This window comes from Methylobacterium sp. J-059 (genome assembly GCF_022829485.1).
Taxonomy (GTDB): Bacteria; Pseudomonadota; Alphaproteobacteria; order Rhizobiales; family Beijerinckiaceae; genus Methylobacterium.
Genome location: NZ_JAKSYA010000170.1, coordinates 50,288 through 63,450, shown reverse-complemented (window position 1 = coordinate 63,450; position 13,163 = coordinate 50,288). Strand labels below are relative to the sequence as shown.

Sequence of the window (13,163 nt, the reverse complement as noted above, 5' to 3'; positions counted from 1 at the left end):
CCGGCCCCGGCGCTCCGCGTGCCCTGCCCTGCTCTTCTCTGCCCGGGCGGCCTCAGCGCGGGCGCGCGGCGATCCAGCCGATCACCGCGTCGGCGACCTGGTCGCTGTTCTTTTCCAGCATCATCATGTGGCCGTTGCCGCGCAGGCCCTGGTCGACGAGCTTGAGGCTGTCGGGCCTGGCACCGGCCTGGGCGAGGAAGGCGGTGGTGCAGTCGTCGACCGGGGTGCGGAACGAGGCTTCGGCGGTCACGATCACCGCCGGCACGCGGGCGAGGTTCGGGAGCCGGCGCACCGGCTCGCCCTGGAGCCAGCAGCGGATCCGCCCCTCGGCCGCCGGGGCCTTGGCCTGCATCACCACGAGATCCTCGGGCGACGTCACCGGCGGGTCGAAGGTCAGCGGCACGCGGGTGATGCCGTAGGCGCGGGCGCGCCCGTCGCCCGCCTTCTCGTAGAAGTCCTTGCCGCCGCGCAGGCGCACGTCGAAGAAGGGCGGCCCGTTCGGCTCGATCGCGACGTGGGCCTTCACGAGGTCGGGCCGCGCATCCGAGACCGCCCAGCCGAACAGCCCGGCCTGCCCGTGGGTGACCAGCACCGCCGGCCCGATCTTGTCCAGCAGCGCGACCAGCGCCGGGTCGACCAGCTCCTCGGTCTGCTGCGCGCCGGCGAGGTAGGGCACCTGGCTGGCGAAGAACTGGTCGAAGGCGGCGTTCCCCTGCACGCCGGGGCCGCCCGGCCACTGGGTGTGGAGCTTGGCCTGCGGGAACAGGTCGTAGAGCTCCTGGGCGGTGTAGGTCTCCTCCAGGGCGCGGGTCGAGAACCGGGCGTAGGGCCCGTAGACTTCCGGGTTGGTGCCGGACCGGCCGCGGCCGACCTGGTCGACGATGTAGACCGCGAACCCCTTCTCGACGAAGCGCTGGGCCCAGCCGGGCCGGCCGTCCGGCGTCCCGAGGAAGTTGACCCCGGTCTGCGAGATGCCGTGGACCATCACCACCGGCCAGGGCTGCGTGACGGTGGCCGGCCGCCGCGACTGCACGAACATCTGGCCGACCATCACGGTCTTGTCGGCGACGCGCTCGTAGCGGCCGCCGATGTAGAAGTAGCTCGCCACCGTCAGGGGCCCCTGAGCGGGGGCGTCCGCGGCGGCGGACGGCCCGGGCTGCACCCCGGCGACGGCGAGCCCCACGGCGACGAGACCCGCGCCGAGCCGCTTGCGCACGCCGCGCCCCGAAAAGCCCTGCCTGGCGATCATGCCGTCCTCCCGCCGAGGCCCTGCCCTCCGCCGGGCGGCTTATCGCGGGATTTGCGGCGATGGGCCAGCCGTCCGCGGCCGCATCCGGCCCGGAGCGGCCGCGAAACCCGCACCGCGGAAGCCCGGTTTGGGCGCTGTCGGGTCGGACGGATCGGCGAACCGAAGAAATTCTTCACGGTTTCTCCATCGATCATGCGTTCGATGCAGCATTCGCGTGCGGAGACGCACGAGACCCGAGCCGGGCACATGACTGCCACCGCGTGCGGCCCGGTGGTGCCCGCCGGGCACGAGGCCCAGATTCAGGGCCATCGCAACCGCACCCGCTTCAGGACCTTTCGCCGTGGACGTCTCGACCGCCAAGACCCTCGTCTCCGCCGTGCTGGTCTGCGCCATCGTGCTGTTCAGCGGCATCTCGCTGCGGATGTTCGTGCTGGAGGTCGGCCGGGATCTCCGCAGCGCGCGGGCGCAGCGCGTAACCGCCGGCAACGACCGCCGCGACTAGGCGCCCTTCCGCCGGATCCGCCTCAGCCCCGATCCAGATCGAGCGCCGGCGCGTAGACCGCGTCGCCGAGCCGCCGCAGCGGCCCGTGCGGGCCCGCGCGCTTCCACAGCCGCGTGTTCAGCGCCGCGACCGGATCCTGGCCGGGGACGGCGAACCCTTCCGCGACGAGCGCCTCCAGGATCTCGCCCGCATGCATCGGCCGGCCGGCGCGCACGAGGATGCCGCAGGCGGCCTCGACCAGGGCGCGGCCGTAGCGGCGCGCGCCGACGGGATCGACCTCGAACGCGACGGGCACCCGCTCCGGCGATGGCGATGGCGATGGCTCGGGAGCGGGAGGCTCGGCCCGGAGGGCGGCGCCGGCGGCGCGCGGTGCGGCGGGCTCCGGCGGGACGTGATCCTCGGGCGCCTCGATCGCCCGAGATGGCTCGCCCCCGCGCAGGCGACGGCCGAGCTCGAGGTAGAGGACGTGATCGGCGATCTCGCGCTCGAGGGCGTCGCGCTGGCGCCGCAGGCTCGCGAGCCGCGCCTCGATCTCCGCTTCCGACAATCCCATGATGGGCCCGCATCTTCCCTGATTCTCAGATAGGGAATATCAGAAATCGCGCTCGAACGGAAGATTGTTTTGCCTCGGAATTTTGCTCCGCTGAGGGAATGGAGGTGACGTTCCCTGGACGCGTACTAAGGGAATAGATCAGTCCGGCGATGCCCGTTCCCTCAGGCTGCCGCGTCCTTCCCTGCCAGCGCCTTCCGTATTCCCTTGCGCGGCGGGACGAGGAGCATGCCGGGATCGGCCGGCTGCAAGGTCATGCCGCCGTCGTCCAGCGCGATCGGCAGCTTCGGGAAGACCTCGCACAGGTGGGCGATGTCGGTCTTGAACGCCTGCCGGAAGCTGCGGATGCAGGCGTTCTCGGCGCCGAACTGGCCGTGCAGGTTGGTCCAGGTGAGCCTCAGGGGCCGCTGCAGGGCGCGCAGGCGGTAGCCGACCCAGAACAGCAGGTCGAGCTTGCGCGCCGAGCCCGAGAAGGCCCGCGCCGCCCGGATGTCGACGGGCAGGGCGTGCCGGATCAGGTTGTCGTAGAAGTCCTGGTGGAACTGCACGGTGCGGGACCAGGCCGCGCCCTCCCCGTCCCTCGCCCCCTCCCTCATCCCATCCTTGGCCCCGTCCCGGGCCGTGGGCCGCCACAGGTCGAGGCTGCGGAACGGCGGCACGTTGAGGGTGCTGGCCTGGTCGTGCCCGTCCCACAGGCCGATCTGCATCGAGCAGGCGGCGAGGCGGTTGAGCTGTTCCTTGAACTGCCGGATCGTGCCGCGCTCGCCGCCGGTGACGGCAAAACCCATCTCGCGCATGAAGCCGGAGAGGGAATCGGCGACCGCGATGGTCGGGCTGCGCTGGCGCACGGCCTCGGTGCAGAGGTGGAGCAGCACGAGCCGCGCCTTCGGGCCGTAGGGCAGGCCCTGCGGCTCCATCTCGCCGGTGATCGGGCTCTTCAGCCGGCCGGCGACGAGGTTCAGCGAGTTGCGGCCGTAATCGCGCGAGAATTCCCGCACCGGCCCGGGATCGCGGTAGGGCAGGCCGCAGAGCGCGAGCACCGAATGGATGTGCTGGAGGTTCTCCGGCACGGTCGGCTGGTTCTCGATCACCTCGCGCACGGCGTCGCGCCGGCGCTGGTCCCGCCCCATCCCGGCCCGCCGGCCGGCGACCGCGCCCTTGGCCGAGGCCTCCGCGTCGCGGACCTGCTGCCGGTGCAGGATGTGCTCGACGATCTGGGCGAACAGGAAGCCGCCACGCGCCGCCTCGACCTCCGCGCGGAGGTCGGCGTCGCGAATGCCGGCCAGTCTGTCCTCGATCCCCATGCCCGTTCCGAAACTCCGCGACCGCGCTGCGCGGACCATCCCTGCCCGGGCCGCACCTGCAAGCGCCCGATCCCGCGGCCGCATCGGGCCGGGGCACGATGGTCATGACACGATTTGCCGGCCCGGAGTCCCCGGGGGCGGGCGGGTTATCCCGGCTATCCACGCTTCCCCTCCCCCCAAGGTTTCGCGGGCGGCGTCCCCCAGGGGTTCGCGGGCGGCGTCCGATGCGTGGGGGTGGGTCGATGCGCGCCGCGCAGAGTTCGATGCGGGGTCGCGACCGCCGGCCGGCCACGCAGAGTTCGATACGCGCAGGGGCCGCCGACTTGTCCCCATTCCCCACCGCCCTTGGCGTGAAATCACGCCGAATCGCATGCGGATCCACGCAGACTCCGATGCGGCCTCCCGGGAATCCCACGCAGACTTCGATGCGATCCCACGCAGAGTCGGATGCGGACCCACGCAGAGTCGGATGCGAGAACCCCCACCAAGCCATTGTCGGGGATAGGGTTTTCGGCGCCCCATATAACCTTCAGAACAGACTCTCTGAGAATCATTTCTGATAGATTTCCCAGGCCTCCTGCGGTGTCGTTCGCTTTGGCGAACACCCCGAAACCCTCAGAATGTCCACTTGGAATACAGGGAATATGCCGCTCTTGTCCCCAAAGGCGCGCCGGAAGCGCGGAGCCGGACCGGGAGCGACGGCGTGCGCCGCGAGGCTCGCGCAGGTGATTTCGCGGCCGTGCCGGTCTACCCCTGCGGCCGGTGGGCGTCGGGCAGGCCGACCCCGTGAGGAGCCGTGACGCATGGCCGAAGCGCCGCTCGATGCCTTGAGGCGGGTGATGGCCGCGCTGCGCGATCCGAACCGCGGATGCGCCTGGGACGTCGCCCAGACTTCGGCAAGCATCGCGCCCTACGCCCTCGAGGAGGCCTACGAGGTCGTCGACGCGATCGCGCGCGGCGATCTCGGCGACCTGCGCGAGGAGCTCGGCGACCTGCTGCTGCAGGTGGTGTTCCACGCCCGGATGGCCGAGGAGGCCGGCGCCTTCGATCTCGACGACGTCGCGCGCACGATCGTGGCGAAGCTGGTGCGGCGGCACCCGCACGTGTTCGAGCCCGACGGGACCCTGCTCCCGGCCGGCAGCCCGCGCCGCGACGCGCGCGCGGTCGAGGCGCAGTGGCAGGCGATCAAGGCCGCCGAGCGCGCCGCCAAGCCGTCTCGCGCCCCGGCGGGACCGCTCGATGGCGTCGCCCGGACGCTTCCGGCCCTGACCCGGGCCGAGAAGATCTCGCGGCGGGCGGCCGGCTACGGCTTCGATTGGTCGGATGCGGCGGACGTGGTCGCCAAGGTCCGCGAGGAGGCCGACGAGGTCGCCGAGGCGCTCGCCGGCGACGACGGGCAGGCCGTGGCCGAGGAGATCGGCGACCTGCTGTTCTCGGTGGCCAACCTCGCCCGGCACGCCGGGATCGACCCGGAGGCGGCGCTCAGGGCCGGCAACGACAAGTTCGTGCGCCGCTTCACCGCGATGGCCGCCCGGCTCGAGGCCGAGGGCGGGACGCTGTCGGATGCCGACCTCGCCGCGATGGAGGCGGCCTGGATCGCCGTGAAGCGCGCTGAGCGCGGCGAGGCCTGATCGCGGATCCGGGATGCCGAGGGGATCATCCCTTTGGCGGGTGTCGGGCGGAGCCCGACGAATAGGCACCAGGGCTTCGCCCTGGACCCACGAAAGGGATGATCCCTTTCGAAACCCGCTCTCAGACCACGCTGCCGCGCAGGTCGTAGGCGTCGGCCGCCTCGATCCTCACGGTGACGATGTCGCCCTGGCGCACCGGCCGGCGGCTGGCGACGTGGACGGTGCCGTCGATCTCGGGCGCGTCGTATTTCGAGCGGCCCTTGATGCCGTCGGGCCCCACCGTGTCGACGATCACGGGCAGGCGCTTGCCGATGCGCGCCTTCTGCAAGCGCAGCGAGACCTGCTGCTGCGCTTCCATGAAGCGGCGCTTGCGCTCGGCCTGCAGTTCCGGCGGCACCGCCGCGCCGACGGAATTGGCGAGCGCGCCCGTCACCGGCTCGTAGGTGAAGCAGCCGACGCGCTCGAGCTTGGCTTGCCCGATCCAGTCGAGCAGCTCCGAGAACTCGGCCTCGGTCTCGCCGGGGAAGCCGACGATGAAGGTCGAGCGGATGGCGAGGTCCGGGCAGGTCTCGCGCCAGCGCCGGATGCGCTCGAGCTGGCGCTCCTGGTTGCCCGGGCGGCGCATGCGCTTGAGCACGGTCGGCGAGGCGTGCTGGAGCGGCATGTCGAGGTAGGGAAGGATCTTCCCCTCCGCCATCAGGGGGATCACCTCGTCGACGTGCGGGTAGGGGTAGACGTAGTGCAGCCGGACCCAGGCACCGAGCTCGCCGAGTTCCTTGGCGAGATCGTAGAACTTCGCCCGCACCGCGCGGTCGCGCCACGGGCTTTCGGCGTAGCGCAGGTCGACGCCGTAGGCGCTGGTGTCCTGCGAGACGACGAGCAGCTCCTTCACGCCGGCCTTGACCAGCTTCTCCGCCTCGCGCAGCACGTCGCCGGCGGGGCGGCTGACGAGGTCGCCGCGCAGCGACGGGATGATGCAGAAGGTGCAGCGGTTGTTGCAGCCCTCCGAGATCTTCAGGTAGGCGTAGTGCCGCGGGGTCAGCTTGACGCCCTGCGGCGGCACCAGGTCGAGGAACGGGTCGTGGGCCGGCGGCACCGCCTCGTGGACGGCGGCCACCACCGATTCGTAGGCCTGCGGGCCGGTGACGGCCAGGAGGTTCGGGTACTTGTCGCGGATCTCGTCGGGCTGGGCACCCATGCAGCCGGTGACGATGACCCGGCCGTTCTCCGCCATCGCCTCGCCGATCGCCGAGAGCGATTCGGCCTTGGCCGAATCGAGGAAGCCGCAGGTGTTGACGATGACCACGTCCGCCCCGTCGTGGCGCCGGGCGAGCTCGTAGCCCTCCGCCCGCAGATGCGTGAGGATCCGCTCGGAATCGACCAGCGCCTTCGGGCAGCCGAGCGAGACGAACGAGATCTTGGGTGCGGCCGAGACCCTTGCGGGCGTCGGATCGGACGGAAGAGCGGATGCGGTCATGCTGCCTTCGTGCGGCGTGGACGCCGCCAGGTCGGACGCCTCGAGAATCCGAGGATGGGGGACATCCCGATCTTCGGGCCCGAATTTTCGTGATGGGGCATCGCTATAGCGGGATCGCGGCGCCCGCGCGAGCCCCGCCGGCGCGCGGCCGAGCGCCGAGTGGGATTGCGTCGGGCGCATCGGTCGCAAAACCCTGCGGCATCGGCTGCGGCTTCCCAGGGGCTACCGCCTGTGCGAGGCCTTCGGACCCACCGACGGGCCGGCACCCGTCGCCCTCGAACCGGACGCGACAGCGCAGGACATGGCGGCGCAACAGATCTGGACCCGGGAGATCCCGTTCGTCGACCCCGTCGCGGCGGCGATGCGGCTGCGCCGCTGGCCCGGCCTCGCCTTCCTCGACAGCGCGATGCGGCACGACACCCTCGGCCGGGTCTCGATCCTGGCGGCCGACCCCTTCGCCCGCTTCCGGTTTCGCGACGGCCGCGCCACGCTGGACGGGCGGCCCGTCCCCGGCGGGCCGATGGCGGCGCTCCGCGCCTGCCTCGCGCCCTACCGGCTCGGCCCGGAGGAGGGGGCCGCGTTCTCCGGCGGCGCGATCGGCTACTGCGCCTACGATCTCGGGCAGGCGCTGGAGCGGGTGGTCCCGCCCGCGCGCCGGGCCGGGCTGACGGACGACGCCGCCTTCGACCTCCACGACGTCGCGCTCACCATCGACCACGGCGCCGGCACCTGCCGCCTCGCCGCCACCGGCTTCCCGGAGACCGAGCCGTCGCGGCGCGAGGCCCGCGCGCAGGCGCGGCTCGCCGCCTTCGCCGATCGCCTGAGCGGGGCGACGCCGGAGCCGGCCGCCCTGCCCCCGCGCGCTGCCCCGCCGACCTGGCACTCGAACTTCACGCGCGCCCGCTACGAGGCGGCGGTCGACCGGGTGCGGGACTACATCCGGGCCGGCGACATCTACCAGGCCAACATCGCCCAGCGCTTCACCGCCGCCCTGCCCGCGGGCTTCGACCGGTTCGCGTTCTACCGCCGCTTGCGCGAGACCAACCCGGCGACCTTCGGCGCCTATCTCGAGTTCGACGGGCTGACCGTCGCGTCGAGCTCGCCCGAGCGCTTCCTGAAGCTCGAGGGCAGCCAGGTCGAGACCCGGCCGATCAAGGGCACGCTCGCGCGCAGCCCCGACCCGGTCGAGGACGCGGCCCGCGCCGCGCGGCTGCTCGCGGACCCGAAGGAGCGCGCCGAGAACACCATGATCGTCGACCTGCTGCGCAACGACCTGTCCCGGGTCTGCGCGCCGGGCAGCGTGCAGGTGCCGGTGCTGTGCGGGCTGGAATCCTATGCCGGCATCCACCATCTCGTCTCGGTCGTCACGGGCACGTTGCGGGACGGTCTCGACGGCTTCGACCTGCTGGAGAGGACCTTTCCCGGCGGCTCGATCACCGGCGCGCCGAAGCTCAGGGCCATGGACATCATCACCGAGATCGAGGGCGACGCGCGCGAGCTCTATTGCGGGGCCATCGGCCGGATCGGGTTCGACGGGTCGCTCGACACCGCGATCGCGATCCGCACCGTGTTCATGGACGCGACGACCGCGGTGCTCCAGGCCGGCGGCGGCGTCACCCTGCTCTCCGAGCCGGCGGCCGAGTATGACGAGACCCTGACCAAGGCCGCCCGCGTGTTCCAGGCGTTCGAGGCAGAGGCGTTCGAAACATGAGCGCGCCTGCGCGAGCCCGGGCCGGCGCGACGACCGGGGGCCGCACGGGGAGATCCGAGCGGAGGTCGGCGCGCGCGACCGCGCGTCGCCGGCGGCGCGGCCGATGCCTGCGGCCGGCGACGGCCGGGGGCCACCGGGAAACCCCATGATCCTCGTCGTCGACAACTACGACTCGTTCGTCTTCAACGTCGTCCGCTACTTCGAGGAGCTCGGCGAGACGGTGCGCGTGGTGCGCAACGACGCCCTCGACGTGGCCGGCATCCGCGCGCTCGCCCCCGACGCGCTGGTGATCTCGCCGGGGCCGTGCACGCCGGCCGAGGCCGGGATCTCGCTGCCGGCGATCCGCGAGCTCTCGGGTCGGATGCCGATCCTCGGGGTCTGCCTCGGGCACCAGGCGATCGGCGCGGCCTTCGGCGGCACCGTCGAGCGGGCGCGGAAGCCCCTGCACGGGCAGGCGACGCCGGTGGCGCATGGCGGGGAGCGGCTGTTTGCCGGGCTGCCGCCGGCGATGCAGGTCGGGCGCTACCACTCCCTCGTGGTGGCGCCGCAGCCGGCGATGGCGGCCCACCTCACCGTCGACGCGCGCTCGGCCGAGGGCGAGGTGATGGCGCTGTCGCATCGCCGCCATCCGACCTACGGCATCCAGTTCCACCCGGAATCGGTGCTCACCGAGAACGGCCACGCGATCTTCTCGAACTTCCTCGGCCTGGCCCGCGATTGGCGGGAGCGGCCCGCATCCGGGGAGGGCGGCGATGCTGTGGCATGACGGCCGCCTGATCGACGGCACCACCCTGCCCTTCGACCTGACCGATCGCGGCCTGACCCTGGCCGACGGCGTCTTCGACACGGCCCTGGCGCTGGCCGGCCGGGTCGCCTTCGCGGACGCGCACGTCGCCCGCCTCGTCGCCTCGGCCGAAGCGCTGGGCTTCTCCGTGCCCGCCGATGCCGCCCGCACGGCGATGCATGCGCTCGCCGCCACGGGCGATCGCCTGGCGATCCGCACCACCGTCACCCGCGGCACGGGCCCGCGCGGCCTCGCCCCGCCGCCCGATCCGCGCCCGACGCTGTTTGCGACCGCGGCCGTCAGCGACCGCCGGATCGCGTTCGCGCCCCTGCGGCTGTGGCCCACCGCCATCGCCCGGAACGAGACCTCGCCGCTGGCGCGGCTCAAGACCCTCGGCTACGGCGACGCGATCCTCGCGGCGCGGGATGCGCGGGCGGCCGGCTTCGACGAGGCCCTGTTCTGCAACACCCGGCGGCACCTCGCCTGCGCCGGCACCGGCAACGTCTTCGCGCTGTTCGGCGACCGCCTGGTCACGCCGCCGCTCGGCGACGGGGTGCTGGCCGGCATCGTGCGCGCCGTCGTGATCGCCGAGCTCGCGCCCGCCTGCGGGCTCGCCTGCGAGGAACGGTCCGCGACGAGGGCCGAGCTGCGCCGCGCCGACGCGGTGCTCGTCACCAATTCGCTGCGGCTCGTCGCACCGGTCGCGGCGATCGGCGACACCGCCTACGCGACCGACCACCCGGTGCTGATGCGGCTGATCGCGGCCCTGCGCGACCGCGTCGCAGCGGAATGCGGTGTTCCCGCCAGCGTCGTCGCATGACGGGCGGGCGATCGACGGAGACGCCCGGGCGGATCTGGCTGCGGCGCGGGCTGGTCGGCCTCTACGGCCTCGTCGGCGCGGTGCACCTCGCCGCGCCCGACACCTTGATGCCGATCATGCCGGCCTGGGTGCCGGAGCCGCGCCTCGTGATCCTCGGCACCGGGCTCTGCGAGGTCGCGGGCGCGCTGGCGCTGACGCGCCCGGCCCTGCGCCGGGCGGCCGGGATCGGGCTCGCGCTCTACGCGCTCTGCGTCTGGCCGGCCAACATCAAGCAGGCGGTCGAGGGGATCGTGGTGCCGCCGCTGCCGGATTCCTGGTGGTACCACGGCCCCCGGCTGGCCTTCCAACCGGTGCTGATCTGGGCCGGATTGTTTGCCGGCGGCGCGATCGACTGGCCGTTCCGCCGCGCGGCGTCGCGGGCTGCGGGCCGGCGCGCCCCGGGGCGATGATCCCGTGATCCCGTGATCCGGTCATGCTGCGATCCCGTGATCACGGGATCTTGTGCCGATCGCATCATGCGGGCACCCCGAAGCGGAAAAGCCCGGCGCTTCGGGGCGCCGGGCTTCTTGCAAAAGTCAATTTGCAGGGGCCGATCCCGACGGCGGGATCGGCGGTCGCGAATCAGGGCTTGGGGGCCGCCGCGGCGCCGGCGCCGGCCGCGCCCGGCTGCTCCAGCTTCTTGCGCATGTCCTCGCTGCGCTTCTCGAGCTCGGCCTGGAGCTTCTTCTGCTGCTCCTCGAGCACCTTCGGGTCCATGGCCGGGCCGTCGAAGGCCTTGCCGAAGCCGGCGAGCGGCACGGCGAAGGTCACCTCGCGCTGGGTCTGGTTCTGCACCGAGACGTTGAGCGTGGTGCCCTTCTTCATCGCGGCGACGACGCCGGCATCGACGCCGCCGGCCTCGGCGAAGCAGCCGTTGGGGAAGCAGACCGCGAACTTGCCGGCGGTGCCCTGCTGGCCGTCGACGGTGAAGCGGATGCCGGGCTGCAGCAGCAGGCCGAGCGGCAGCAGGTAGCGCACCACGCGCACCTCCTGCTTCGTGGCCGGGTTCTTCATCTCGTACACGGCGACCGCGAGGACCGGCTGGCCCTGGTCGGAGACGAAGTCGCGGGTGGTGTAGCAGATGTCGGTGCCCGACCCGCCGTCCTTGCCGCAGACCTTGGTCCAGTCGGCCTGGCTCGGCTCGGACTTCACGGTCACGGTCTGCGGGCCGGTCTGCGCCGCGGTGTTGGCCGCCGGCGTGCTCTGGGCCGGGGCGGGGGCCGCCGGCGCCGGGGCCGGGGGGGCCGGCGTCGCCTTCTTCGGCTGGGCGAGGGCGGGTCCGGCAAGGCCGGCGAGCGCAAGGAACGCGGCGGCGCGCATCAGGAGCGCCGGGCTTTTGGCGAAGGACATCGGCTCAGACCCTTTGAAGTTCGTCGATGAAGAGGACGTCGTCGTGACGGGAAAACGTGATGCGGTGCGGGACGCGGGCGGCCGGTCCGACAGGGCGCCGCGCTGGTCCCGGGCGATCGGGCGGCCTGCATTCCCCGCCGAATGCGGCGAAGGCATGACACCCACCGCGACACCCGGCCCCGCGCATGCGGGACATCCGCGGGTCGGCCTTAGGCGGGGGTTAACCCTAAACCCGCATCGATGGCCAGTCGTCCCCGTGCGGGATGTCGGGCGACGCCCTTCGGATGGAGTTCGAGAACCCCGTGAGCGCGGCGCAGCCCTCCATCGAGCCGTCGACCGCCGGATGGGGACCGGCCGCCGATCGACGCCCCCTGCCCCGGACGGCGGCCCGCGAGCCGGTGTGGTCGCCGGCCGCCGCCGAGGTCGTCCTTCCGCGGGTGGGCCTGTGCGCGCTGCTCGCTGGAACCGCCCGCCTCGACCCCGCCCGCCTCGCCTTCTCCGACGCCGCGCCCAAGCGCGGCTGGAGCGACAGGCCGCCGATGACCTGGACCTACGGGACGGCGGCCGAGATCGTCGGGCGGCTCGGCCGGGCCCTGCGGACGTGGCGGCTGCCGCCGGGAAGCCGGATCGGCCTGTGGTTTCCCGGAAGCACCGAGGGATTGATCGCCCACCTCGCCGTCGAGGCGGCGGGGCACGTCCCCTGCCCGCTGCCCGCGTCCTGGACCGAGGCGCAGGCGGCGGCCGGCATCCAGGCGGCCGGCCTCTCCGCGGTGCTGACCCAGACCCATGTCGGGGCCGGCCGCCCGGCGGAGGCGATGTGCCGGATCGCGGCCGGCTATTTCGGCCTGCGCTATCTCGCCGCCTTCGGCCCGGCCGTGCCCGACGGCGTGATCAACCTCGACGCGCTCGCCCTCGACCGGGCCGGGGGCGCCGTTGCGTTGCCCGAGACCGGCGGCGGCCTCGTCAGCTTCGTGGCGGGCGATCCGGCGCGGCCGGTCCACCGGACGGGCGACGCCCTGCTCGCGGCGGTCGCCGCGCACCTGGTCTCGGCCCGGATCGAGCCCGGCGACCGCATCCTTACCCTGCTGCCGCCCTCGGATCTGCGCGGGATCGTCACCGGCCTCGGCGCGGCGCTCGCCGTCGGCGCCGACCTCGAGACGATGCCGGTCTTCGACGGAGGCGCGCTGATCGAGAGCCTGGCGCATCCGCGCCCGACCCATCTCGTCGCCCCGGCCTTCCTGGAGGGTGCGCTCGACGCCCTGCCCGCGACGACGCTGCGCTCGGTCGTCCTCGCACGCCGTGCGCCCGGGCCCGTGCCTCCGCCCGGACCGGACCCGGCACGGCCGGTGCTCGATGTGCTGGCCTTCGACGAGGATGCGATCCTCTCGGTCAGGCGCAAGGGGCCGGGCCTCGCCGGGGCGCTCACCGAGCCCGGCCACCGCGCCCTGCCCCCTTCCCTGCCCCCCGCCCTGCCCCCCGCCCTGTTCGACCTGCGCCGCGAGCCCGACGGCCGCCTCGCCTTCCGCGGCCAGGCCTGCGCGACGGCCCTGGTGCAACGCGGCGAGGCCGGCGCGTCCGAAGCCGATGAGTTTCGCGCCTCGCGCTTCCGCGTCGATCGCTTTGCCGGAACCGGGATCGCCGTGACCGAGGCCTGAGCGGCCCCTCGGGCCGCCCCGCGCCGCACCATCCGGCGCGGCGGTGCCGCGTGCCCGCCCGGCGCATCCCTCGACCGCGCATCCTCGCCCG

Annotated in this window: 12 protein-coding genes; 7 read left to right on the top strand and 5 right to left on the bottom strand. The window is 73.2% G+C overall.

Going from position 1 to position 13,163, the window contains the following annotated elements; translation table 11 throughout:
* Positions 1–52: 52 nt before the first annotated feature.
* Positions 53–1,249 (bottom strand): alpha/beta hydrolase, encoded by a 1,197-nt coding sequence (locus MKK55_RS26145; protein ID WP_243938462.1) that lies wholly within the window; start codon positions 1,247–1,249, stop codon positions 53–55.
* 340 nt (positions 1,250–1,589) lie between these two features.
* On the opposite strand from MKK55_RS26145, the gene MKK55_RS26140 reads away from it, so the two are divergent.
* Positions 1,590–1,751 carry a hypothetical protein gene (locus tag MKK55_RS26140; protein WP_187274950.1) on the top strand — a complete coding sequence of 54 codons (162 nt, stop codon included), beginning with the start codon at positions 1,590–1,592 and terminating at the stop codon, positions 1,749–1,751.
* Between the two features lie 22 nt (positions 1,752–1,773).
* Here MKK55_RS26140 and MKK55_RS26135 read toward each other — a convergent pair whose 3' ends face one another.
* Together MKK55_RS26135 and MKK55_RS26130 are read right to left on the bottom strand one after the other, a co-directional pair.
* Positions 1,774–2,304 (bottom strand): winged helix-turn-helix domain-containing protein, encoded by a 531-nt coding sequence (locus MKK55_RS26135; protein WP_243938460.1) that lies wholly within the window; start codon positions 2,302–2,304, stop codon positions 1,774–1,776.
* Between the two features lie 161 nt (positions 2,305–2,465).
* Positions 2,466–3,605: a replication protein RepA gene (locus tag MKK55_RS26130; protein ID WP_243938458.1), complete on the bottom strand. Its 1,140-nt coding sequence runs from the start codon at positions 3,603–3,605 to the stop codon at positions 2,466–2,468.
* Positions 3,606–4,408: 803 nt separating this feature from the next.
* Between MKK55_RS26130 and mazG the strand changes: the two genes are divergently transcribed.
* Entirely contained in the window at positions 4,409–5,236 is an 828-nt protein-coding gene (mazG, locus tag MKK55_RS26125) for a nucleoside triphosphate pyrophosphohydrolase (RefSeq protein ID WP_243938456.1), read from the top strand.
* A gap of 121 nt (positions 5,237–5,357) precedes the next feature.
* Here the strand turns inward: mazG and rimO are convergent, their stop codons facing one another.
* On the bottom strand, positions 5,358–6,713 hold the full coding sequence (gene rimO / locus MKK55_RS26120; RefSeq protein ID WP_147729438.1) for a 30S ribosomal protein S12 methylthiotransferase RimO: 1,356 nt from the start codon (positions 6,711–6,713) through the stop codon (positions 5,358–5,360).
* Between the two features lie 301 nt (positions 6,714–7,014).
* On the opposite strand from rimO, the gene pabB reads away from it, so the two are divergent.
* The 4 genes from pabB (at position 7,015) to MKK55_RS26100 (ending at position 10,477) form a co-directional block, all read left to right on the top strand.
* Positions 7,015–8,424, top strand: coding sequence for an aminodeoxychorismate synthase component I (gene pabB / locus MKK55_RS26115; RefSeq protein WP_243938453.1), 1,410 nt, complete (start codon positions 7,015–7,017; stop codon positions 8,422–8,424).
* 145 nt (positions 8,425–8,569) lie between these two features.
* Positions 8,570–9,190: an anthranilate synthase component II gene (locus MKK55_RS26110; RefSeq protein WP_147729349.1), complete on the top strand. Its 621-nt coding sequence runs from the start codon at positions 8,570–8,572 to the stop codon at positions 9,188–9,190.
* Positions 9,177–10,028, top strand: coding sequence for an aminotransferase class IV (locus MKK55_RS26105; RefSeq protein WP_243938451.1), 852 nt, complete (start codon positions 9,177–9,179; stop codon positions 10,026–10,028). Before MKK55_RS26110 ends, MKK55_RS26105 begins: the two co-directional genes overlap by 14 nt.
* Positions 10,025–10,477: a DoxX family protein gene (locus MKK55_RS26100; RefSeq protein ID WP_147860185.1), complete on the top strand. Its 453-nt coding sequence runs from the start codon at positions 10,025–10,027 to the stop codon at positions 10,475–10,477. Before MKK55_RS26105 ends, MKK55_RS26100 begins: the two co-directional genes overlap by 4 nt.
* A 172-nt stretch (positions 10,478–10,649) precedes the next feature.
* Here MKK55_RS26100 and MKK55_RS26095 read toward each other — a convergent pair whose 3' ends face one another.
* On the bottom strand, positions 10,650–11,417 hold the full coding sequence (locus MKK55_RS26095) for an invasion associated locus B family protein (RefSeq protein WP_243938449.1): 768 nt from the start codon (positions 11,415–11,417) through the stop codon (positions 10,650–10,652).
* A 302-nt stretch (positions 11,418–11,719) separates the two neighbouring features.
* Here MKK55_RS26095 and MKK55_RS26090 point away from each other — a divergent pair, with 302 nt between their 5' ends.
* Positions 11,720–13,072, top strand: a complete 1,353-nt coding sequence (locus tag MKK55_RS26090; protein ID WP_243938447.1) for an AMP-binding protein — start codon at positions 11,720–11,722, stop codon at positions 13,070–13,072.
* The last annotated feature ends 91 nt before the right edge of the window (positions 13,073–13,163 follow it).